General features: G+C 32.2%; 20 protein-coding genes, 1 tRNA gene, 1 other RNA gene, 1 pseudogene and 1 riboswitch. Of the genes and pseudogenes, 8 read left to right on the forward strand and 15 right to left on the reverse strand.

Going from position 1 to position 23,104, the window contains the following annotated elements; translation table 11 throughout:
- Nucleotides 1-30 precede the first annotated feature (30 nt).
- The 5 genes from TMEL_RS00140 to TMEL_RS00160 all read right to left on the reverse strand — a co-directional run bounded on the left by TMEL_RS00140 (nt 31) and on the right by TMEL_RS00160 (nt 7,693).
- Nucleotides 31-738, reverse strand: a complete 708-nt coding sequence (locus TMEL_RS00140) for a queuosine precursor transporter (protein ID WP_012056263.1) — start codon at nt 736-738, stop codon at nt 31-33.
- Between the two features lie 14 nt (nt 739-752).
- Nucleotides 753-1,619 (reverse strand): DegV family protein, encoded by an 867-nt coding sequence (locus TMEL_RS00145; protein ID WP_012056264.1) that lies wholly within the window; start codon nt 1,617-1,619, stop codon nt 753-755.
- Nucleotides 1,609-2,943: a DNA repair protein RadA gene (gene radA / locus TMEL_RS00150; protein ID WP_012056265.1), complete on the reverse strand. Its 1,335-nt coding sequence runs from the start codon at nt 2,941-2,943 to the stop codon at nt 1,609-1,611. Before radA ends, TMEL_RS00145 begins: the two co-directional genes overlap by 11 nt.
- On the reverse strand, nt 2,936-5,392 hold the full coding sequence (locus TMEL_RS00155) for an ATP-dependent Clp protease ATP-binding subunit (RefSeq protein ID WP_012056266.1): 2,457 nt from the start codon (nt 5,390-5,392) through the stop codon (nt 2,936-2,938). Before TMEL_RS00155 ends, radA begins: the two co-directional genes overlap by 8 nt.
- Nucleotides 5,393-5,464: 72 nt before the next feature.
- On the reverse strand, nt 5,465-7,693 hold the full coding sequence (locus tag TMEL_RS00160) for a DUF4350 domain-containing protein (RefSeq protein ID WP_012056267.1): 2,229 nt from the start codon (nt 7,691-7,693) through the stop codon (nt 5,465-5,467).
- 98 nt (nt 7,694-7,791) lie between these two features.
- On the opposite strand from TMEL_RS00160, the gene TMEL_RS00165 reads away from it, so the two are divergent.
- Together TMEL_RS00165 and TMEL_RS00170 are read left to right on the forward strand one after the other, a co-directional pair.
- Nucleotides 7,792-8,268: a metallophosphoesterase gene (locus TMEL_RS00165; protein WP_012056268.1), complete on the forward strand. Its 477-nt coding sequence runs from the start codon at nt 7,792-7,794 to the stop codon at nt 8,266-8,268.
- 93 nt (nt 8,269-8,361) lie between these two features.
- Nucleotides 8,362-9,288 carry a magnesium transporter CorA family protein gene (locus TMEL_RS00170; protein ID WP_012056269.1) on the forward strand — a complete coding sequence of 309 codons (927 nt, stop codon included), beginning with the start codon at nt 8,362-8,364 and terminating at the stop codon, nt 9,286-9,288.
- 26 nt (nt 9,289-9,314) lie between these two features.
- Here TMEL_RS00170 and ltaE read toward each other — a convergent pair.
- The 8 genes and pseudogenes from ltaE to TMEL_RS00210 all read right to left on the reverse strand — a co-directional run bounded on the left by ltaE (nt 9,315) and on the right by TMEL_RS00210 (nt 17,266).
- A pseudogene (ltaE, locus tag TMEL_RS00175) lies at nt 9,315-10,334 on the reverse strand (low-specificity L-threonine aldolase).
- Between the two features lie 44 nt (nt 10,335-10,378).
- The gene (locus TMEL_RS00180) at nt 10,379-11,068 is read right to left on the reverse strand and encodes a hypothetical protein (protein ID WP_012056270.1); all 690 of its coding nucleotides are present in this window, start codon (nt 11,066-11,068) and stop codon (nt 10,379-10,381) included.
- A 38-nt stretch (nt 11,069-11,106) separates the two neighbouring features.
- Entirely contained in the window at nt 11,107-12,045 is a 939-nt protein-coding gene (locus tag TMEL_RS00185) for a radical SAM protein (RefSeq protein WP_012056271.1), read from the reverse strand.
- Nucleotides 12,033-12,827 carry an NAD(P)/FAD-dependent oxidoreductase gene (locus TMEL_RS00190; protein ID WP_012056272.1) on the reverse strand — a complete coding sequence of 265 codons (795 nt, stop codon included), beginning with the start codon at nt 12,825-12,827 and terminating at the stop codon, nt 12,033-12,035. Before TMEL_RS00190 ends, TMEL_RS00185 begins: the two co-directional genes overlap by 13 nt.
- Nucleotides 12,812-13,366, reverse strand: coding sequence for a cysteine hydrolase family protein (locus TMEL_RS00195; protein ID WP_012056273.1), 555 nt, complete (start codon nt 13,364-13,366; stop codon nt 12,812-12,814). The genes TMEL_RS00190 and TMEL_RS00195 overlap by 16 nt, the downstream gene beginning before the upstream one ends.
- Nucleotides 13,363-14,253: a LipS2 family lipoyl synthase gene (locus TMEL_RS00200; RefSeq protein WP_012056274.1), complete on the reverse strand. Its 891-nt coding sequence runs from the start codon at nt 14,251-14,253 to the stop codon at nt 13,363-13,365. The genes TMEL_RS00195 and TMEL_RS00200 overlap by 4 nt, the downstream gene beginning before the upstream one ends.
- Before the next feature lie 10 nt (nt 14,254-14,263).
- Entirely contained in the window at nt 14,264-16,585 is a 2,322-nt protein-coding gene (recG, locus tag TMEL_RS00205; RefSeq protein ID WP_012056275.1) for an ATP-dependent DNA helicase RecG, read from the reverse strand.
- Between the two features lie 3 nt (nt 16,586-16,588).
- Nucleotides 16,589-17,266 (reverse strand): ABC transporter ATP-binding protein, encoded by a 678-nt coding sequence (locus tag TMEL_RS00210; protein WP_012056276.1) that lies wholly within the window; start codon nt 17,264-17,266, stop codon nt 16,589-16,591.
- 56 nt (nt 17,267-17,322) lie between these two features.
- Between TMEL_RS00210 and TMEL_RS00215 the strand changes: the two genes are divergently transcribed.
- From TMEL_RS00215 to TMEL_RS00240, 6 genes are all read left to right on the forward strand, one after another.
- Nucleotides 17,323-17,934, forward strand: a complete 612-nt coding sequence (locus TMEL_RS00215; protein ID WP_012056277.1) for a thiamine diphosphokinase — start codon at nt 17,323-17,325, stop codon at nt 17,932-17,934.
- The gene (locus TMEL_RS00220; protein WP_012056278.1) at nt 17,913-18,971 is read left to right on the forward strand and encodes a 1-deoxy-D-xylulose-5-phosphate reductoisomerase; all 1,059 of its coding nucleotides are present in this window, start codon (nt 17,913-17,915) and stop codon (nt 18,969-18,971) included. Before TMEL_RS00215 ends, TMEL_RS00220 begins: the two co-directional genes overlap by 22 nt.
- Nucleotides 18,972-18,973: 2 nt before the next feature.
- A riboswitch (cobalamin riboswitch) is annotated at nt 18,974-19,152 on the forward strand.
- Nucleotides 19,153-19,215: 63 nt separating this feature from the next.
- A complete protein-coding gene (locus TMEL_RS00225; RefSeq protein ID WP_012056279.1) occupies nt 19,216-20,097 on the forward strand; it encodes an ABC transporter substrate-binding protein in 882 nt (293 codons plus the stop codon).
- On the forward strand, nt 20,094-21,065 hold the full coding sequence (locus TMEL_RS00230) for a FecCD family ABC transporter permease (protein WP_012056280.1): 972 nt from the start codon (nt 20,094-20,096) through the stop codon (nt 21,063-21,065). Before TMEL_RS00225 ends, TMEL_RS00230 begins: the two co-directional genes overlap by 4 nt.
- 25 nt (nt 21,066-21,090) lie before the next feature.
- On the forward strand, nt 21,091-21,894 hold the full coding sequence (locus TMEL_RS00235) for an HAD-IIA family hydrolase (RefSeq protein WP_012056281.1): 804 nt from the start codon (nt 21,091-21,093) through the stop codon (nt 21,892-21,894).
- A 6-nt stretch (nt 21,895-21,900) separates the two neighbouring features.
- Nucleotides 21,901-22,521 carry a sigma-70 family RNA polymerase sigma factor gene (locus TMEL_RS00240; RefSeq protein ID WP_012056282.1) on the forward strand — a complete coding sequence of 207 codons (621 nt, stop codon included), beginning with the start codon at nt 21,901-21,903 and terminating at the stop codon, nt 22,519-22,521.
- A 28-nt stretch (nt 22,522-22,549) separates the two neighbouring features.
- On the opposite strand, the gene ssrA is transcribed toward TMEL_RS00240, so the two are convergent.
- Together ssrA and TMEL_RS00245 are read right to left on the reverse strand one after the other, a co-directional pair.
- Nucleotides 22,550-22,910: a transfer-messenger RNA gene (ssrA, locus tag TMEL_RS10025) on the reverse strand.
- 59 nt (nt 22,911-22,969) lie between these two features.
- Nucleotides 22,970-23,057, reverse strand: a tRNA-Leu gene (locus TMEL_RS00245).
- Nucleotides 23,058-23,104: the final 47 nt, after the last annotated feature.

Genomic DNA, 23,104 nt, shown 5'->3' on the forward strand with positions numbered 1-23,104 from the left:
AATATAGATTTCAGTAAACATTTAGTTAATTTATGCCTCATTTTTTACTAATTCATTAATCTTTCCTTTATCGTATAAAAACTTTGCAACATACAAAAACGGAGTATCTGCCGCTGCTACTATCCACTTAAAAAAGTAAGTTGTCCACAATATACTCCAAAAAATATTTAGTTCATACACTCCCCAAAACGCAATAAAACAAAATACAAAACTATCTATAAATTGTGAAATCATAGTTGACAAATTATTTCTAATCCATAAATACTTAGTTTGTGGCAATCTTTTTTTCCACAAATGGAATGCCCATATATCATGAAGCTGTGAAAGCCAATATGCAGCTAATGACGCAATCACTATTCTTGGCATAAATGAAAAAATTGTAACTAATGCATCTTGTGAAAAATCAGATGCATCTGGTTTAAACAACAATGCTATTTGCATCATTATCGTCATTGTAATAAGACTTAAAAAACCAACTAATACTGCTTTTCTAGCTTCCTTTTTACCATAATTTTCAGAAAGAATATCCGTAACCAAAAATGTCGTTCCATATACTATGTTACCAAGTGTTGCAACAAATCCAAAAAGTTCCACAGTTTTTAAAACCTGTATATTCGCAATGATAGTTGCAAGTGCAGTCCAAATAAATAAACCTGTTTTACCAAAATATCTGTAAAATATTAAAATGCTAGTAAAGTTTGCAACCATCAACACCAGCCATAAAAGTTCGTTACTCAACTTTTATACCTCCTTTATTCCAAAATCTCTATACCAAACCCTGCCATACCAATTCCCACATGTGTAGAAATAACTTTACCAGTATTTGACATTTCAAAATATTCCAATTTATATCTTTCTCTTATTAACTTCAACATCTCTTCAACATGTTCTTTTGCATTACAATGTATTCCAATTAACCCTATCTTTTTACCAATCTTTACTCCCTCTTCTTCCATTTTTGTTAAAATCATATTATACGCCTTTTTATAACCTCTTACTTTATCAAATGGTATCATTTCACCATCTTTGTTAATAAAAATTCCAACTTTAATTTTTAATAAATTGCCTACAAATCCAGAAAATCTACTTACTCTCCCGCCTTTAACCAAAAAATCAAAATCGGAAACAAAAAATATAGCGTGAAATTTTTTATTCTCCCTTGCGATTTGTAGTTGTTCTACCACATCATCTAAATCCATACCACTTTCAAGTAATTCACGTGCATATCTTGCCATGTTTGCTATAACTGAAGAAGCCATCTTGGTATCTATCACCTTTATTGGAATTTCAAATTCCTGAGAGGCAAGCAATGCTGAATTATACGTTCCAGACATCTTTGTGGATATGGTTAAAACCAAAATACTATCATATCCATTATCAATAGCTTTTTTATATGCTTCTTGAAATTGAACAATCGATGGTTGTGAAGTTTTTGGTAATTGCTCTGCATTTGATAGTTTTTCATAAAATTCTTTTAACTCTTCTTCGTCTCTTGTGTCATCAGGTTCACTTTCATCATTAGGCCAATTAACATGTAACGAAACAATATCAATATCGTATTTTTCAAGCCAATTTTTTGGAATATCACTTGTACTATCTAAAATAATTTTAGTTTTCATTTTCTCCCTCCTCAAATATTATTTCTTGTAACTCTCTAATATTTTTTACTAAATATATTTTATTACCATAAACTTTTTTATTATGTGGGATTATAAACCTTTCAAATCCCGCTTTTTTAGCATTTTCAATCCTTTTTTCAAGATCTCTAACTTTTCTAACACTACCATCCAATCCCACTTCACCAATAACAACAACCTTTCCTAAGAATTTATTAAACAGTGATGATAAAATAGAAGATGCTATTGCAAGATCACTTGCAGGATCAGTAATTTTAATACCTCCGGATACGTTAAGATATATATCATGCGCATCAATTGGTAAATTCAAATGTTTAGATATCACCGCACTCAGTATTATTAGCTTTCTAACATCTACTCCATGCGAAATACGCCTCGACGTTGAAATTCTATCTCTTGATACAAGACTTTGAACTTGAACTAGAATTGGCCTAGTACCTTCATATACACATGAAATAACATTCCCAGGCATATTACTTTCTTCAATAAAAACTTTATTTTTTAACTCTTCGAGACCGGTATTCATCATTTGAAATACCGCAATTTCACCACTTGGCCCAAATCTGTTTTTTATTACCCTCAAAATTCTCAAATCAGTTGTTTTTTCCCCCTCAAAATATACAACGGTATCTACTATATGTTCAACTAACTTTGGCCCAGCTATATTCCCTTCTTTATTTACATGGGCTATTAGCAAAATGGGAACACCACTTTCTTTTGAATATTTTCTTAGCTTTTCTACAACAGTTCTCAACTGTAAAATTCCACCTGGCACTCCATCAACTTTATTAGAAAAAACAGTCTGAATAGAATCTAAAACAACAAAAACAGGAGAAATCTTTTTTAAATTTACAAAAACTGCCTCTAACTCATTATCAATACTTACATACAAATTATTATTCTTTATTCCCAATCTTTTTGCTCTAATACCTATCTGCTTAATACTTTCTTCTCCGCTAACATATAAAACTTTTCCTCTTTTTGATATTAAATCACTTATTTGAAGGGCTAAAGTACTTTTACCCACTCCTGGTTCTCCACCTAACAGTATAACCTGCCCGGGAACAATTCCTCCTCCAAACAAACCATCAATCTCTTCCTTATTAGTCTTTATTCGTCTTACTTCCCCTCCAATTAAATCATCATTTAGCAAAAAAATGCGGGAATCAATACCCGCATTAACTTTTTCTTCAAACTTTAATTCCCTTGCACTATCCCAAACATTACACACTGGGCATCGGCCAAACCATTTAGGAGATTCATAACCACAATTTTCGCAAACATAAATTTTCTTCGCTTTACTCATTTTTCACCTTTACTTTTTTCGCTTTCTTTTTTTTAAAAACAATTTTGCCACGCTCAAAAGCACAAACTATTACATCATTTTCTTTAAATTTTCCTTTCAGAAGTTCTTCTGATAAAGGATCTTCAATATATCTTTGAATTGTTCGTTTTAACGGTCTTGCACCATATGCAGGATCATATCCTTCCTGAACAAGGAAATCCTTTGCATTTTTTGTTAATTCCAGCTTCAATCCTTTCTCTTCCAACCGTCTTCTTATATCCTTTAATAATATATCAATTATTTCTCTTATATGTTTTTCAGTAAGTTTGTGGAAAACAACTATTTCATCAATTCTATTCAGAAACTCTGGTCTAAAGGTTTTCTTAACCTCTTCAAGTACCTTAGATTTCATTTCTTTAAATTCTGCATTTAAATTCTCAGAATTAACAAATCCAAGCGTTTTTTTGCTCGAAACTATTTGATTGCCTCCTATATTACTTGTCATAATAATTATGGTGTTTCTAAAATCAACGACGTGACCTTGTGAATCTGTAAGCCTTCCATCATCCATTATTTGTAACAATAGGTTGAATACATCGGGATGGGCCTTTTCAATTTCATCAAACAAGATCACCGAAAATGGTCTTCTTCTAACCTTTTCTGTAAGCGTTCCACCTTCTTCATAACCAACATATCCAGGTGGAGCACCAATAAGCCTTGAAACGGAAAATTTTTCCATATATTCGCTCATGTCAAACCTTATCAAAGCCTTTTCATCACCAAACAAATATTCCGCAAGAGTCTTTGCAAGCTCTGTTTTTCCAACACCCGTTGGCCCTAAAAATAGAAATACCCCAACTGGCCTTCTTGGATCCTTTAATCCACTACGTGCACGTCTTATTGACCTTGCAATTGCCTTAACAGCTTCATCTTGACCAACAATCCTATTATGCAACGCTTCCTCTAACCTCAATAATTTTTCACTTTCTTCTTCTTCAAGTTTTTTCAACGGGATACCCGTCCAGTTTGCTACAACCTCTTCCACATCCTGCACATCTACAACTATAATACTAGAATCAACTTTTTCTTTCCAGTTCTCATATCTTGACGAATATTCCATCTTAAGTTTGTTTTCTTCTTCTTTTAATCTTGCTGCAGTTTCATAGTCTTGATTTGCAACCGCAAGTTCCTTTTGAAGTTTAACATTCTCAATTTTACTTTTGTACGATTGTAAGTCACTAGGAATAACAAATGCCTTAAGCCTTGCCCTTGCACCAGCCTCATCGATGACATCAATTGCTTTATCAGGCAAAAAATGATCACTAATATACCTCTGAGATAAATAAACAGCTGCTTCCAATGCTTCATCAGTATATTTAACTTTGTGATGCATTTCGTATTTAGGTTTTAAACCTTTTAGAATTTCAATCGTCATTTCAGCTGAAGGTTCTTGGATATAAATCTTTTGAAATCTTCTTTCCAACGCAGCATCTTTCTCAATATACATTCTATACTCATCAGGAGTAGTTGCACCAATACACTTTACCTCTCCCCTGGCAAGGGCAGGTTTTAAAATATTTGCCGCATCTACAGCACCTTCAGCGGAACCTGCACCAACAATCATATGTATTTCATCTATAAACAATATTATATCCTTTTCATTTTTTAAAACTTGCAATAACTTTTTCATCCTTTTTTCAAATTCACCACGGTATTTTGTTCCTGCAACTAATGAAGCAACATCTAAGGAAAAAATAGTTTTTCCTTTTAAAGGTTCAGGTACTTCTCCAGCAACAATTCTTTGTGCTAAACCTTCCACTATTGCAGATTTTCCAACGCCCGGTTCACCAATTAACACAGGATTGTTCTTTTTTCTCCTAACTAAAACTTGCATTACTCTTTCTATTTCTTTTTCCCTTCCAATTACAGGATCAAGTTCTCCTTTCATAGCTTGCGCAGTTAAATTAACTCCAAATCCTTCTAATTGTCTTGTTCTTTTAATTAAATCATCATCTAATTCTACATAATCAGTACCTTCATCAGACATGTCACCCAACAACTCCCTTCGTAAAACTTGTATATCAATTCCTATTTTTCTTAAAATATGAACTGCAATACCTTCCCCTTCTCTTAAAATTCCCAAAAGAAGGTGGATAGGTTTTATCTTTTCATCTCCCATCGATTTTGCTTCTTCATATGCAATTTCAGTCACCCGCTTTGCTCTTGGTGTCATCTGAGGTGACATAATAAATCCGCGCATTCCCATACCTACAACAGAAATAACCTCATTTTTAACTTTCGAATAAGTAAGGCCATAACCCTCTAACATTTTTCTCAAATTTTTATCATTTAACTTCAAAATTGCAAGTAATAGATGCTCTGTTCCAACATAAGAATGTCCTAGTTCTTTCGCCTCCTCTTGGGCGGTTACAAAAACCTCTGCGGACTCTTCCGAAAACCTGTCAAACATTCATTTCACCTTCCTTTCTGTCCGCAACTTCAATTAGATTATACATCAAATTATTTCAAAAAGCAATTTTTATTAATTTAATATATTTTCCATAAAGTCTTTATTATAATCAAAATCGTAATCTGAAAAGATAAATTTTCCAAACACGAAAATTTCACCTGAGCCTATCTCTTCCCGAGCAACTAAAACTACTTTATCAACTATCATCGCATCACCATTATTATCCGCATCCTCAGTATACGCACTATCCGAAAAAACTACAATCATATTTTTGTCTGAAATTATCAGAGAGCATGGGCTATAAAACCTTAAGCCATTTGCCAAAATCTTATACTTTACTCCATAATTATTAACATCATCTAATACTTGATCATCATTAAACCTTATATTCGAACCCAAATATTCCAAAATATCATTCAAACTTTCAGTATTTCCACCGTCTTTATAATCACTCTTTGAAGCTATTAATAACCTTCCGCCATTTTCAACAAAACTTTTTATATTTTCCAATTCCTCTTTGGTGTAATCTCTTCCGTTCTGAATTACCAATAATTTTCCAGACACTTTAGAAATTTTATCAAGATATTCAACCTTAAAACCTTTTGCTCTTAAAAAATTCTCAAATTTTGTTAACTTGCCTCTACCGTAATCATTTCCATGACCTATGTCTATAAAAACATTTGGTTCTACATTTTGCGATAAACCAAAATACTTCTCCAACTCTTCTAAACTCATAACATCTGCATTGATAAGTTTTTTGTAAAGTTCAAAATAAGTTTTGTCACTCCCTGGAACTAATATTATCTTTCCTTTAAATGATTTTAAAGCTTCTATTTCCGGATTTAAAAGATCCTTAGAAAAGTCAAAACCATCAATTTTTGGAGTAGAAATTATTAAGACATCCACATCTTTTAAATCATTTAACATTCTTTTTGAAAATAATACTCTATAACCTTTATTGTCAAGCAAAACTGCCAGTTTCTTTAGAAAATCAAGGTGATCATTCTCATGTAATGTATCAATCATTACACTCTTTTCAAATTTTTTAACAAAAGTCTTTAAAGATTGTACAAAAATCCCATTTACAAAAAACTCCACCTTGTTCTCTCCAGCTGGTAATTTCAATTCTAAAACTTTGTACTTTTTTTCAAATGCCTTTAAAGAGATATTTTCCGTATAAAGTAAGTTCCCATTTGATTTAATTTCCAATAAAACACTTTCATTGCTAGATGTAATGTTATAAATATCAAACGAAAGTTTTCCATCAAAATAATTATGGTTATTTACATAAACATTACTCATTCTTTGAAAATAAATGGGCGAAGTAACTACTTCGTCTTTATCTGACTGCAGTGCATATACATAATACCATTCATAGCCATCTGGGATTTTCACACTAATATCTGTTGAATATTTTGTTTGATTAGGATATGCTTCAACAACTGTTCCACTCTGTGAAACTAACGCAAAATATGTTAATGTATCATCATCTTCATATTCAAAGTGCAAAATTACGTTTTCTTTATCGTATACTATATCTCCCATTATATTTTCCCCACAACCAAAGAAAACTATTACATCTTTATCCTCTGTACCAAATACGTGTCTCGCCCAAAGTGCTTTCATAATATCATTATAAGTTAAAGCATCGGCAACTATGCCAGTTCTTCCTTCGTTTGCACTTCCCCAATTTACCTTATGGTTATCTTGACCAACTGTAGCTCCCAAATGCCATCCTTTATCCAAAGACAATTTATAATTCTGAAGCATTTCACTATTAATTACATCCCCTTGTTTCCAATTCCCATTTCCAACTTCAATAAGGTTCATGTATTTATCCGCCTCTGGATAATATTCAAAATCATTAAAATTCCCAAATATACTTATAGGATGGTTAAATTGTCCTAATTTTTTATGTTCAATTAACCATTTATAAAATCCTTCAGCAGAAGGAACGTTATTTCTATCAACCCACTCTAATGATTCATACACGTTAATATGACCTATTCCAGAAGTCCACTCAAAACCTTGTAAAGCAATAAATTCACCTTCAACGGTAGCCTTTTTCGCAGCTTCCTTTGTCAAAAATGGCTTTGTTTTTCCGTTGATTAATTGGGTAAAATAATATGCATGGTCCGTAATAGCTTGTATATCAACATAGTTCTTCGCATAACTATACGCATCCTCAGGAAATAGTTTTCCATCAGAATATGAAGTATGCGCATGTAAATTCCCATAATAAACATTTGCAAATACATACAATGTTAAAAATGATAGAAAGATAACCAAAAATTTTTTCATAAAATCACCCTCCAACCCATTTTTCTAAATAATTATAACCCAAATAAAAATAAATTTGAACAAAATTGTGCTACAATATTGTTAAAGGGGGGACGATTATGTGGTTAATTCTCAGTGATTCTCACGATAATTTAACAAAAGCAAAAGAAATTGAAAAAGTAATAGAAAGTTATAAAATTGACACAATTTTCCATTGTGGTGATTTTGTTGCACCATTTATCCTTCCTTATTTTTTTAAAGACAATATAGAATTTTATGGGGTTTTTGGAAACAATGATGGAGAAAGATTACTACTCTCAAAAAAATCCAACGGGAAAATCAGAACAGGCCCTTATGAAATTTTAATTCAAAATTTTAAAATTTTCTTAATGCACGAACCATATGCGCTTAAAGCCGCAAAAGAAAGCAATTTATACGATTTTATCTTTTTTGGACATACCCATGAATTGGTTGTTGAAAAATATAATAATTCAGTTATAATTAATCCAGGCGAATCTTCAGGGTGGCTTACAGGAAAAGCAACCGTTGTTCTACTTGAACCTGAAGAAAAACGATGGGAAATCCTTACTATTTAAAACGGAGGTGAAAAATAATGGAAAGTTATGGTAGTTATTCTGATGAACCTTTACCACGACCACCGTAAAATAAAAATTAGAGGAGGTAATAAAATGGTAAAATTTTACACCACAAAGGAAAACAAAATTGTGGAAGCCGACAAGTTTGTTCCAAACTCTTTAATAAAGGTTATAGATCCTTCCGCTGATGAAATTCATATGCTTTCAAGCCTTCTGCAATTTGACCCCGATTTTATATATGATTCTCTCGACGATGATGAAAGAGCACGTATTGAAGTAGATGAGGATACTATTCTAATAATACTCAAAATCCCAAAAAAATTCAATAACAATTCAAAAATACCGTATAGAACAGTATCCATGGGAATAATAATAGGCAAAAATTATACTATTTTCTCCTCAAAAGAATCCGTTGATTTTATAGAACACATGATTGAAAATAGCAAATTTGATATAAACAAGAAGAGCAGAATGATTTTCCAAATATTTCTTTTAAACGCCAAAGTTTTTCTTGCATACCTAAAAGAAATTAACAAAACAATTAGTATAATTGAAGAAGAATTGCATCGTTCAATGAAAAACAAAGAACTCGAAGATATGATGTACCTTGAAAAAAGCTTAGTCTATTTCACCACATCTTTACGTTCAAACGAAATAATGATGGAAAAACTTCTCAGAGGAAACATATTAAAAATTTACGAAGAAGATAAGGACGTATTGGAAGATGCAATTATTGAAAACAGGCAAGCAATAGAAGTTTCAAATATATACAGTGACATTCTTGCAGGTATGATGGATTCTTATGCATCAGTTATTTCAAATAATCTAAACATTGTTATGAAAATCCTTACAGTTGTCACCATTTTAATGCAAATTCCTACCATTTTGACTAGCTTTTACGGAATGAATGTAAAACTTCCAATTCAAAACAACCCATTTGCATACTTACACATAATTTTTTGGTCCATTGGAACGATTGTCTTAACATTAGTTTGGTTTAAGAAGAAAAAATGGCTATAACTCCTTTCAGCCCTGCTGAAAGGAGTTTATTTAAAATAACTCCTTATTTTATCCACAACATAATCTATATCTTTTTTCTTTATCCAATAATGTGTCACATACCTAAATACTCCATCTTCAGAAGGATTTATTTTTACACCATTGTCCAACATATATTTTATAAACTCATTCTCATCAAAATTTCTTTTCATCTTAAAAAATACCATATTAATTTCTACTTTTTCTACTATCTCAATAAAATCAAATTTTTTTAACCTTTCAGCTAAATATTTTGCATTATCATGATCCTCATTAAGCTTAAACCTCATCTTTTCAAGAGCTATAATACCCGCTGCGGCTAATATACCTACCTGTCTCATACCCCCACCCATTATTTTTCTCTTTCTTCTTGCTTCTTTTATAAAATCTTTGCTTCCAACTAGCAAAGAACCAACTGGTGCATACAATCCTTTTGAAAGGCAGATATTAATTGAATCAGCATACTTTGCAATTTCATTTGGTTCAACATTTAAGTAAGTAGCTGCGTTAAAAAGCCTTGCACCATCCAAATGTATAGGAATGTTATATTTATCCACAATTTTTTTAATTTAGTCAAAATTTTCTAAAGAAATAACTCTTCCACTTGAATGGGCATTTTCCAAACAGATTAGACCTGTTTTCGGAAAATGTATATCTTCTACTTTCCTTATCTTATTTTCAACAATTTCACGGACAAGTGCTCCATCTCTCGTTTCAACTGTTCTTAACTGTACACCAGCATTTACCGCTGCGGCTCCTGCTTCATGTTGAACTATATGATAGTCATCACCAATAATTACTTCATCTCCCCTTTGACAATGGGTAAACAAAGCAAGTTGATTTGCAAAAGTTCCGCTCGGAACAAAAAGTGCATCTTCTTTTCCCAAAATTTCTGCAGCTAGTCTTTCAAGTTTATTTGCTGTGGGATCATTGCCATAAACATCATCTCCAACTTCTGCTTCAGCCATTGTCTTTCTCATCTCTTTCGTAGGTTTTGTAACTGTATCACTTCTTAAATCAATATACATTAATACACCTCCATACAAAAAAAGCCGAGGACACCCTCGGCTTTTTATTGTTCTTCTTCAAATGGTGTCCCTTTCGAAGCTTCTTCAAGTACCGAATTTAAAGCTTTAAAGAAATCCACTCCCTGCTTTCCAAGTTTTCCAACTGTCTCACTTACAAGTGCTTGAGATTCAAGTATTGAAAGAAGGTTAGTTGGATCGTAGAAATAAAGCACATGCAACTCAACTACATTTCCCTTTCTAACTTCCCAACTTGCGTATTTTAAAGCACCACTTACTATCGCATTGGCCATAACTTTTGTAATACCTTTGTATGCACTTACAGCTGCTTCAACTAATTGTTGATTTGCTTCTTCATTTGTATTGTTTGTTTGAACACTTTGTAATTGGCCTTCAACTACTTTTCTAAAAGTTTCTACCTTTGCATTTAAAAACTCTGCTATCTTACCCAATGCTTGCGTCCTTGCCGCATTCTCCGCTATGGTCATATTAACTCCGCCACCAACATTTACACCTTCAAATACAAATAACCTTCCTTCACGTGCAAGTTGAGCAACTTTTGCTTCTTGAGAGTAGTTAATCTGCACATTTTGCGCTTCTTTAGGCAACTTCCAAATCCTAATACCTTGTGCCTCAATATACCTATCTTTTGGCAATAAAAAGAAAATTGCCCCAACAACAAGCGCTGCTGCTAATACCCCAATACCTATCCACATTAACATGTTGTTTTCACTCATGGTACCACCTCCTTGAAAAAAATTATAACATTTTTTTATTAATCCACAAAATCATATCCATATTCTAATTGCTCTTTTTCCATTAAATGTTTTTGTACATATTGACCACAATTGCTCCCTATTTTGTTCTCTTCTAATTCACCAATACTTATTATTACATCATACCCTGCTTCCATTAATTTTTCAACAAAATACTGGTGATTCACTGGTATAAACGTCTTTAAATCTATATCAGATTCTAAATTATTTTTCATAGCTGAATATGTGGGATTTATAGGTGTAATTTTAATCAAGAATTTTTCTTTATCAAAATATTTTATTATAACATCTGGATCCGCTATATTTTGCTTCGCAAGAGCAAAATTTAATGTAACCTTTCTATCACCACTTTTTACAAATTTTTCACCATATTTTGCTATATCTTCAAAACTCCATTTTTTAATCGGTATAATTCTATTTCTTTGATCTTTATCTGTAGCATGTATTGAAAATTGTAGTTGAAAACGTCCTAAATACATCTTATCTTTGATTTCCAGCAACCTTTCGAAAAAATCATCTGTTCCAATTGGTGCTACCGTAGACACAGACGGCATCAAACCTGGAGCATCAATCTCCTTGGGTAATCTCTCTAAAACATCTAAAACTGCTTCGTTTAAAGCTGGTTCTCCCATTCTTGCAAATTGTATTTTAAATTTTTCCACCGGCACACGTTTATTAATAAATCTTGATTCAACAAGAAAAAGTATTTGCTCCATAATCTCATCACTTTGTAATTTCCCTTTATAGAATCCTCCTGCATCACACATTAAACAACCCACAGGACATCCATTTAAAGTAGAAACAATCAATACCCATTTCTTTTCCCTTGGTATAGGAGGCTGAATTGATTCTACAAACTCAACTAAATTTCCTCTTGAAGTCTTTCCAAGATATACATATGCAACTTCTTCTTTGCCTACTTTTTTTAATATTTCCAATCTTCTCCCCTCCTTAAAATCTTCATCGCAATCTTTATACCATCACTTACCGCTATGGAAGCCTGTCTAAAATCAGGATGTGCCACATCTCCTATCAAATAAACATCTGATGTTTTTACAAATGACAAATCAATTTTTCTACCAATTGCCAAAAGCAACTTATCAAATTTGTAAGTATTCACTGCCGTATGAATCTCAACATAATTTTTTTTATATTCTACATCCTTTATCTCTTCACCTAAATGCATATCTATTCCCAATTTTTTTGCTGTTTCAAACAATATTGGAACTGCCTTCACTTTCACATTTCTAGAAAAAATTGAAACTTTTTTCCCCTCCAACTTTGCTTTTATTGCACCATCAAATGCAACATCTCCAGCACCGTATATTGCAAGTGAATTAAATTCAAAAAGGTCAGTATATTCGTAGGCCACTCTTTCGTTTTCAAACCCCACTATTCTATTTGGAACAGTACCACTTGCTACAATAATTTCATCAAAAAAATATCTTCCATTTCTTGTAACAATTTCATTTTTATTAACTGTTGTTACTTCATCAAAGACAACTTTCACATCATAAATTTTCAAATATGAGTTCATAATCTTTACTATATCTTCTCCGGAAGTAGGTTTAAAAAGAGGAATATTTTCAACTCTCCACGCATTTCTCAATAATCCACCCAATGATTTTTTTTCAAAAACTGTACAATCAATACCATACCGCTTTAAGAAAATTGCCGCGGAAATACCAGCAGGCCCTCCACCAACTATTCCAACTCGCATAAAACTTCCTCCGTTGAAGAAATAACAGCAAATCCATGAGCTAGTGATTTCAAAGATAAAAAATGATAAAATTCATCTTTGTCCCATAATGCATCTTCAACCATAACAATATTATATCCTCTTACAAACCCACTCCTTGCGGTGGTTTCACAACATAGATGTGTCATAACTCCCGTAATTACTAAATCCTTAACAGATTTTTTTTCTAGGATTTCTTCAAGTTCTGTGTTGTAAAATGCATCATATGTATTTTTTTTGATAACATATGATGCCTTAAAATAAGGTTCTACATCCTTTACAATATTTCCCCACCACTTTTTCATTTTATCTGTTCCACCAACATGTAGTGTAGATATTACTGGATAACCTTTTTCTTCAAACTGTTTTATTAATTTCTCAATATTTCCAAAAATATTTTCAATTCCTCTCAAATATGCCAAACTTTTTTTATCAAAAAAGTAACTCTGTACATCGATTATTAAAAGAGCAGGGTTCTTTATCACAAGTGGATGCTTTTCCCTTTCTTTGAAAAACCTCACTTCAAAATCCCCCTTGCAATCTCCTCAAGTTCTCTACTGTATTCAAAAAAGTTATATGGCATACTTCCAGGTTTTTCATTGTAGTATGGTCTTGTACAATAAGTACAACCTGACGTTAAAAAGGCGCGGCCTAGTCCTTCAATATATCCAAAATCTATCTCTTCCAAATTTTCGTTTTTAAAAACAAACACATCCCTAGAAACATGTTTTTCAAAAATTAGATACCTTGCAAGTTGAATTTTCCTATATCTTTCACTACTTGGAGATTTTCGATGTTCAAATTTCGTACCTTTTATCGGTGTAAATGAAAACAACGCTACATTAACGTTTAAATCTTTCATTTCATAAAAAAAGTCCACGAGTTCTTTATCACTTTCTCCCATACCAACTATCACATGTGTGGTAATCTTTCCTTTATATTTTTTTGCCGCATCACTAATTAATTTCTTTGTTATTTTCAAACTTCCTCCCCTAATATTTTTAAAAAGCTCATCATTTACAACATCGACTGATAAACCTATAGTATCTACACCATATGAAAAATACTCATCAATTTCATCTAAATCTAAAGCCCTAACTGATACAGAAATTCTTTTACCCTTTAATTTTCCCAAAAGCAACCTTAAATCTTCTCTATATCCTTTATAACTTACAACTTGAAGACAAATCCTCTTTACATTCAACTTGCTTAAATCTTCAATTGATACTTCTTTCCATATAACCCTTGATAAATATTTATTATCAACTTTTGCATTTCTTGCATGGGAACAAAAGGAACAATCAAAAACACATTTTCCATCAACCATAAAATATGCTGTATCCATCCTTACACTTTTCCTTACATATCCCAAAAGTGCCAACGTCCCATATGATGCCCTCAATATCATACGTTTCACCTCAACCTACATCCAAAAATTCTAATCTTTCTTTGTAAATATCTTTTACATATTCTATTAAAGTTTTAAATTTCTCTATGTTATTCACTATATACTTGGCATCTTCCCGAGCCATTAAGATAATATCTATATCGTTAATAATATCAGCTACTTTAAATTCTGGCAATCCGTGTTGTTTTACACCTAAAAATTCCCCAGGCCCTCTTAACTTTAAATCATATTCTGAAATTTTGAAACCATCATTCGTTGAAGCAAAGAAATTCAATCTTTCAAGGGTTTCCCTTGAAACATTTCCAACAGTTAAATAGCAATATGACTGCTTATTTCCTCTCCCAACTCTTCCTCTTAACTGATGCAATTGAGCTAGACCAAATCTTTCCGCGTTTTCAATAACTATTACAGTTGCTTGGGGCACATCTATCCCCACCTCTATTACACTTGTTGAAATCAATATTTTGATTTCTCCTCGCGAAAATTTGTACATTATCTCATCTTTTTCAAAATCACTCATCCTACCGTGAATTAAAGCTGTTGAAATATCTTTAAAATATTCTTCTCTAAGCTTTTCATGCATAGAAACGGCTGATTTCACAGAAAGTTTTTCAGAATCATCTATCAATGGATAAACAATATAAGCCTGCCCGCCATTTTCAACTTCACTTATTATAAATTTATATACTTCATCTATTTTGGTTTGATGAACAACAAAAGTTTTTATAGGTTTTCTTCCTTTAGGCATTTCATCTATTATTGAAACATCAAGATCTCCATAAACAGAAAGTGAAAGAGTTCTTGGTATAGGAGTAGCGGTCATCACTAACGTATCTACTAATTTTCCTTTTGCAATAAGCTCTTTTCTTTGTCTTACGCCAAATCTATGTTGCTCATCAATTACAACCAATCCCAAATTTTTAAAATGCACATCTTCCTGTATTAAAGCATGAGTTCCAACAACCACATCTAAATCACCATTTTTAAGCATTTGTTTTATCCTATTTTTCTCAGTTGTTGAAGTCGCCCCTAAAAGCAATGCTACTCTAATCCCAAATCTCGAAAGATGTTCAAACATTTTTTTAAAATTTTGAATAGCCAAAATTGAAGTTGGAACCATTACTGCAGATTGAAATCCTGCTTCATAATTATCCAAAATAGCAAGTTCAGAAACTATTGTTTTTCCTGAACCCACATCTCCTTGTAATAATCTATTCATAGGTTTATCTGATTTTAGATCTTTTTTGATCTCTTCATATGCATTTAACTGAGCATTAGTAAGCTTAAAAGGTAACTGTTTTAATAACTCAGATGATAACTTCCCTTCAAAATTCTTTGAGATACCACCTATATTTTCATTTTCCTTTTTTGAAAGAAAAAACGCAAGTTGTAAATATAATATTTCTTCATATGCTAGTCTAAAACGTGACATTTTTTGATGGTACATACTTAAAGGAAAATGCATTCCCGTATATGCTTGGTAAACATCTAAAAGCCTTCTTTTTCCTTTTAGCTCATCTGGAAGGTAATCTTTAAAATTGTAAATATTATACAAGTTTTCTTTGATTATTCTTCTAATTACATTTTGCTTTATACCTTCTGTTAAAGAATAAACCGGCATAATCTCTCGTGAAGAATTTCCAATAACTTCTATTTCCGGATTATGGATTTCCAAAGTACCATAGAATCCTTTTTTCACCAATCCAAATACATACACTTTCTTTCTCATCAAAGTCTTTAAAACATTTCCTATGTAATCTTGATTAAACCACTTTAAAAGAATTTGATACATTCCATCTGAAAGCACTGCACTCACAATCGAAAGTCCACTTTTTTTTATCTTTTCAACCGCGGACAAGACGCCACTAGTAACTACTTTTTCATCTTCTTTGAGTATAGGTAGAGGCATAACTTTTCTTCTATCTTCATAATCTCTTGGAAAATAATTTAATAAATCTTCAACCGTTTTAACCCCCAATTTCATCAATTTTTCTGCTCTTTTTGGCCCTACTCCTTTTAAATACTTAACGGATAAATCAAGCTCTTTTAAATTTCCCTGCTTTTCTGCTTTGTAAACTAAATACATATCTCTAAACCTTTTAACCATTCCTGGAATAAACTTCATACGTTTTTCTATTCTTTCTCTATTCAAATGCTTCATTTTCACTATATAATCATAAAACTCCTGAAGTCTTTTAGAAACTTCAGGAATATTCTTTAAAGGATCATCTATTTTTTCAAAATTCTCCTCAAAAAATTCTATTAATTCAAAGGAATCTTTTATTCTTTCTACCTTCTCTAAAAAATCTTCTATTAAAAGTGGTATGTACAAACTTTACACTCCTTCTGATAAAATCCTTCCACTATCCATTCTAATTATTCTATTTGCCTTTTTAGCCACATTTGGATCATGAGTTACAATAACAAAAGTTGTATTTAGTTCCCTATTCATATTCAAAATAATATCCATTATTTCCTCACTGTTTTTTGTATCAAGAGCTCCTGTTGGTTCATCAGCCCAAACAATTTTAGGATTATTTATCAAAGCTCTTGCTATTGCAACTCTTTGTTGTTCTCCTCCGGACATCTCACTTGGATAAGCCTTTGCTCTATGAGCAATGTGAAGTTTTTCAAGCCAATCTAATGCCCTTTTTCTTACCTCACTTACTTTTAATTTTTTGGATATTAAAAGTGGTAATTCTACATTTTCAATTGCATTTAACACGGGGATTAAATTGAAAAACTGAAAAATAAATCCCATATACACAGAGCGAAATTTTGTTTTTTCCTCTTCATTCATGCCAGTTAAACTTTTCCCTAGAACTTCTACACTACCAGATGTTAGTTCATCTAACCCTGAAAGACAATTTAAAAGTGTTGTTTTACCGCACCCTGAGGGACCTAAAATCGCTACAATTTCCCCTTCTTCAATTTCAAGATTTATGTCTTTTAATGCTACAACTCTCTCCCTTTTTCCATAAACTTTTGTAAGATTTTTTGCTTTAATAATCATAAACACCACTCCATGTTATAATTTTTCATGTATATTATAACATTAGGAGGGATATTGTGAAAGCCACTATAGTTTTAAACGGAAATACAAACGAAACTTTTATCATTAATTCAGAGACAATTATTGCAGTTGATGGTGGTGCAAAACTTTTAAAAGACAGAGGAATTCTCCCAAAAGCTATTGTAGGAGATATGGATTCTCTTGAAAATGAAATAATAGAGTATTTCAAAAGAAAAAACGTTGAAATAGTTGTATTTCCAGCTGAAAAAGATGAAACAGATTGTGAACTAGCGATCAGATATGCCATAGAAAACGGGTATGATGAAATAGAAATAATAAATTTTTTTGGCGAAAGACTTGATATGATATTATCATTATTTGGTTTAATGAAAAAATTCAATGTAAAAATTACTTTAAGATCGGAAAAATTAGAGTGTGGTATAATAAAAAAACAAATGGAAAAAAAAGTAAAAATTGGTGAAATATGGTCCTTTATTCCGCTTTGTAAAGCAAAATTCAATCTATATGGTTTCAAATATCAATTCAATGGGGAAATGAAAATAGACAATCCCATAGGCGTAAGTAATGAAACCATATCAGAAAATGTAAAGATTGAAGTATTAGATGGTGAGGTGATTTATTTTAGATGGATGAAAAAACCGTTGTAATTTTAGGTGCCACCGGTTCAATTGGAACACAAACATTGGATGTAATAAACAAATTAAATAGCTACAAGGTTGTTGGTATCGTTTTTGGAAAAAATAAATTACTTGGTGAAAAAATAATAAAACAATACAGTATAAAATACTATTTTTCAAAAAGACTTTCAAACGTAAGTTCTATAACTGAATTGCTGGAAAAGACAAGACCAGATATAGTCATTTCCGCAATACCAGGCTTTTACGGTGTAGTTACCTCATTTGAAGCAGCAAAACACACCAAAAGAATAGCACTTGCAAATAAAGAAGCCTTGGTATGTGCTGGTCCTTTCTTTAAAAAAGAGTGTGAAAAAAATAACGTCGAATTGATACCAGTGGATAGTGAACATTCAGCCATATTCCAAATATTCGGAAAAAATGTTGAAAAAATTCTTATCACCGCATCTGGTGGTGCAGTAAGAAACTACAAAAACATAGAAAATTTAACACCTTCGGATATTTTAAACCACCCAGTATGGAATATGGGACAAAAAATTACAGTTGATTCCTCAACAATGGTCAATAAAGCCTTTGAAGTGATCGAAGCATATGAATTATTTGAAGTAGACAACATTGAAGTATTAATACATCCGACTGGAACAGTTCACGGAGCAGTATTCTATAAAGATGGCGTTGTAAAAATACATTTTGGTTTTCCAGATATGAAAATACCAATTTCATATGCACTAACCTATCCAAATAGGTGTTACACATATAGTAAATGGCCTAAATTTTCAAGCAAAAATTTTATTTTTGAAAAAGTAGATGAAAAAAAATATCCCGCATTTTTCTATGGAAAAAAACTTATAAACAACCTTGCAAAAAGAATAGCATTTAACGCAGCAGATGAAATAGCAGTTGAAAAATTTTTGCAAGGAAAAATAAAATTTCACGAAATTTCAAAGATAATAATAAACACATGTGAAAAAATAGACGGAAATGTAAGAGATCTAAATGACATTTTTGAATTAGACAAACTAGCTAGAAAAATTGCAAATAATTTTTAAAGTGATATAATTATGTTAGAATAATTTCCTTCTAAAAAAGGGAAGCCGGTGAAAATCCGGCGCGGGGACGCCACCGTAACCGGGGACAAAATCCACTTAAAGCCACTGGGACTATCCTGGGAAGGCGTGGAGAGTAGGTTGATCCGGAAGCCGGGATACCTTTTTTAGAAGGAAAGTTTACCACCTTTACGATCCTTAAAGGTGGCTGATTTTCTTTTAAATATAAAAATATGGAGGTGGGGATATGAAAAAATTTTTAACCGTTGTTATTACAATTTTGAGTATTTTGGCCTTTTCTATTTCCATTGTCGATGACGCCGGAAGATTGGTAACTTTTGATAAAGTACCAAAACGTATAGTATCTGCTGCGCCAAGTTCTACAAAATTTTTATTGAAACTTGGTTTGGATGAAAAAATTGTAGGAGTTACCGATTGGGATGTATTTAACGCGGAAAAAATTGGTAACATGGTACCGTTAAATATCGAAAAAATACTTTCGTTAAATCCAGATGTAGTAATAACGTTTGGAGGATTCCAATTACCAGAAGTTGAAAAATTGGAGAAATTTGGTATCAAAGCTTTTGTTATCAACCCTGTTACCTTAAATGACATAGCAAGAGATATAATGTTACTTGGAAATATTTTCAAAAAAACTGAATTAGCTAAAAAAGTAAAAGATGAAATTTTATCAAAAATGAAAGATTACGGCACAAAGACAGCAAAAATTCCACTTTCAAAAAGACCAAAAGTATTTTTCACCATAACAATCCCAAATGAGGAAACAAAAGACCTATGGACTGCCGGAACGGGATCGTATATAAATGAATTGATAACAATCGCAGGAGGAGTTAATATCTGTGCCCCATATACGGGAAACAACGGATGGTTTTCCGTTAATTGGGAATTTCTAACAATTAACGACCCAGATGTAATAATAGTTTCTGGATATGGTAATCCAGAAAAAATAAAAGAAAATATAAAATCTAACAAACTATTTTCTTCTTTAAAAGCTGTTAAAAATGACAGAATTCTTATTGTCAATGGAAACGATATTAGCTCTATCTCCCCTGATATTATAAAATATCTGGATATTTTTTATAATTTTTTTTATGGAGGAAATAAATGAGAATAAATTATAAAGCTGGAAGAATTATTCTTCCAGCTTTATTTATCTTAATATTATTTTTTAATTTATCAATTGGCAGCGTTAAAATTCCTATATCCCAAATATTTAATGCTCCAAACCAAAGAGTTGAATTTCTAATTTGGCATGTGAGATTTCCCAGGGTTTTAATGGGAATTATTGCAGGTGCAGCGTTATCTTTGGTTGGAAGTATTTTTCAAACTATAATGAAAAATCCTCTAGTAGATCCTTACTTAATTGGAACTTCTGCAGGAGCGGGATTTGGTGCAGTTTTGGCGATTTACACCACCGTTTCTTTTAACAAAACTATTAGTGTTAGCGTATTTTCATTTTTATTTTCACTTCTTGCTTCTTTTCTAACTATAATATTGGCTAAAAGAAAGAATATAATTCCCGTTACACACCTAATTCTTTCTGGTGTACTAATAAGTACTATTTTTTCTTCTGCAACAATTCTTTTAATAAATCTATCTAGAAAAACATTAACAAATGCATATATTTGGCTATTTGGTAGTCTTTCAGGAATTTCAATAGACGAAATTTATTTGCCTTTAGTTTCATTACTTTTATTATTAACAATATCATACATTAAAAACAAAGAACTTGATGCTATAGCTTTGGGAGAAGAAGAAGCTAAATTATTAGGTGTCGAAACCGAGAAAATTAAATGGCTTTTTTACCTACTTGGTTCCTTCGTAATATCAATTATTGTTTCAAAAACTGGAATAATTGGTTTTGTAGGTTTGATTATACCTCACGCAGCAAGAATTTTAACAGGTTCAAAACATAGATATAGTCTTTGGAGCAGCACTTTACTTGGTGGAATTTTTCTCTCTATATCTGATACTATTGCCAGAACTATCGCCTCCCCTATTGAAATCCCTATAGGTGTAATTACATCCTTTATTGGTGCCCCTCTAATGTTTATACTTTTAAAAACCAAAAAATAATGTATAATTCTATTGAGGTGATTATATGACAATAATAACAGATGATGCCTTGGAAAAATTGAAAAAGGTAAGGTTGTTTGTTTTAGATATAGATGGAACATTTTCATTAAGTGGAAAGTTACTCCCAGGATCTATTAGTTTTGCGAAAAAAGTTAAAAATGCAAACAAAAAATTTGTTTTTTTGACAAATAACTCCAATAAATCTATTGAAACTTATCTTAAAGAATTTTCAAACGATAAAATAAAGATCTCTGCTTCCCAAATATTCACTGCCGGGATTGAAACTGCAGAATACCTCTACGAAAAATTTGGACCAAAAAAAATATACATTGTAGGAAACAATGAAATAAAAGATATTTTCAAAAAAGCAGGGCATACAATAGTAGAAAACAATCCAGATATTGTTGTTGTAACATTCGATACCACACTTAATTATGAGAAACTTGCAAAGGCATCAATTTATGTCTCAAAGGGAAAACTCTTTGTTCTAACAAATCCGGATTTAAATTGTCCTTCTGAAATAGGACCAATTCCAGATACCGGAGCAATAGCAAGTATTATTACAAAAACTACAGGAAAAAAACCTGATATTGTATTTGGAAAACCAGACCCATTAATTTTGGAAATGATAATGAAAAAACACAACGTTACAAAAGATGAAACATGTGTAATTGGAGACAGACTATACACAGATATCCTTTTGGGAAAAAGAGCAGAAGTTTTAACTGTATTGGTTTTAACAGGCGAAGCAAAGAAAGAGGATATTACTAATATAAAGCCAGATATAATTGCAAACGACATAGGTGAAATTTCAGAACACATTAGGTGATAAAGAGTGATAAAATACAACCTGAGAGTAAAAAGAACTGAAAAATTAGTTGAACTTGCCCAAAGTGGATTGATGGAGGCTTTGGAATTAATAATTGAAAGATACTATCCAATGGTGGTCAAGATTTCATCAAAATACTATGCCCCATGGGCTGAATTTGAAGATATAGTTCAAAATGGCCTTATTGGACTTATTAAAGCTGTTTTCTATTTCAATTTTGAAAAAAGCTCCTTCAACTCATTTGCTTGGAGAAGTATAGAAAGTGAAATACAAACCTTTATAACTTACCTTAACAGAAGAAAAAACAAAATATTGTCTGAATCTTCGAGTATTGACGTATTTGATGAAGAAGAGGGAACTGAGCAAGCAGATTATTCCCTTGCAGATAAAGAATCAAATATTATAAAAACCGCATTTATCCAGATAATCAAAGAAAAAATCACACTGTATTTAAAAGATATTGAACTGGATATATTTGAAATGTGGTTAGATGGATATAGTTACAAAGAAATTGAAAAAGAATTAAACATAAACTTTAAAAAAATAGACAACACAATACAAAAGGTAAAACGTATAGGAAGAACAAAAATAGATAAATTTATATTAGACCAAGTATTTACAAATTAAAAAAAGCGGGAAAACCCGCTTTTTTTACTGGTGGAGGCGGCGGGAATCGAACCCGCGTCCGAAAGTGGAACCCCCTGAGCTTCTCCGAGCGCAGTCCGTGTTTTACAATTCGAAGCTAAGACGCCCACGGACAGGCTTCTTAGCTTCTATCCTCCCTCAAATTTCGCAACCTTGAGCGGAAGGAAGACTCAAAGTTGCTAGGTCGGTTCTCTCACGCCCTATCCGGAACCCCGACCAAATTCCGGTAGGACGGCAGCTTTTTAAATTAAGCTGCTAATGCAATTTCTTCGTTGGCACTTATCTTTTTTCCGTGCTTTTTTTACGAGGAGCACAGAAACCTCGACTCGCTTCTCGGGGGATTCCACCCCCGTCGAAACCAGTTCGCCCCCATATACTTTTGACTAAAAAATAAAAAACTTGGTTCAAAAAAAGGTCCCTCTTCGGGACCTGGTGCCGAGGGCGGGACTTGAACCCGCACGGGCTATATGCCCACATGGCCCTCAACCATGCGTGTCTGCCTATTCCACCACCTCGGCTCGCGATAATTATTATATCATTATTTATTAAACTCGTCAACAGGTAC

Source organism: Thermosipho melanesiensis BI429, assembly GCF_000016905.1.
GTDB lineage: Bacteria > Thermotogota > Thermotogae > Thermotogales > Fervidobacteriaceae > Thermosipho > Thermosipho melanesiensis.

Coding starts and splice junctions, on each gene's coding strand:
- TMEL_RS00220 (WP_012056278.1), top strand. CDS start 17,913: ATGGATGAAAAAACCGTTGTAATTTTAGGTGCCACCGGTTCAATTGGA.
- TMEL_RS00230 (WP_012056280.1), top strand. CDS start 20,094: ATGAGAATAAATTATAAAGCTGGAAGAATTATTCTTCCAGCTTTATTT.
- TMEL_RS00160 (WP_012056267.1), bottom strand. CDS start 7,693: ATGAAAAAATTTTTGGTTATCTTTCTATCATTTTTAACATTGTATGTA.
- radA (WP_012056265.1), bottom strand. CDS start 2,943: ATGAGTAAAGCGAAGAAAATTTATGTTTGCGAAAATTGTGGTTATGAA.
- TMEL_RS00155 (WP_012056266.1), bottom strand. CDS start 5,392: ATGTTTGACAGGTTTTCGGAAGAGTCCGCAGAGGTTTTTGTAACCGCC.
- TMEL_RS00190 (WP_012056272.1), bottom strand. CDS start 12,827: ATGCGAGTTGGAATAGTTGGTGGAGGGCCTGCTGGTATTTCCGCGGCA.
- TMEL_RS00145 (WP_012056264.1), bottom strand. CDS start 1,619: ATGAAAACTAAAATTATTTTAGATAGTACAAGTGATATTCCAAAAAAT.
- TMEL_RS00170 (WP_012056269.1), top strand. CDS start 8,362: ATGGTAAAATTTTACACCACAAAGGAAAACAAAATTGTGGAAGCCGAC.
- TMEL_RS00200 (WP_012056274.1), bottom strand. CDS start 14,253: ATGATATTGAGGGCATCATATGGGACGTTGGCACTTTTGGGATATGTA.
- TMEL_RS00180 (WP_012056270.1), bottom strand. CDS start 11,068: ATGAGTGAAAACAACATGTTAATGTGGATAGGTATTGGGGTATTAGCA.
- TMEL_RS00235 (WP_012056281.1), top strand. CDS start 21,091: ATGACAATAATAACAGATGATGCCTTGGAAAAATTGAAAAAGGTAAGG.
- TMEL_RS00210 (WP_012056276.1), bottom strand. CDS start 17,266: ATGATTATTAAAGCAAAAAATCTTACAAAAGTTTATGGAAAAAGGGAG.
- TMEL_RS00225 (WP_012056279.1), top strand. CDS start 19,216: ATGAAAAAATTTTTAACCGTTGTTATTACAATTTTGAGTATTTTGGCC.
- TMEL_RS00165 (WP_012056268.1), top strand. CDS start 7,792: ATGTGGTTAATTCTCAGTGATTCTCACGATAATTTAACAAAAGCAAAA.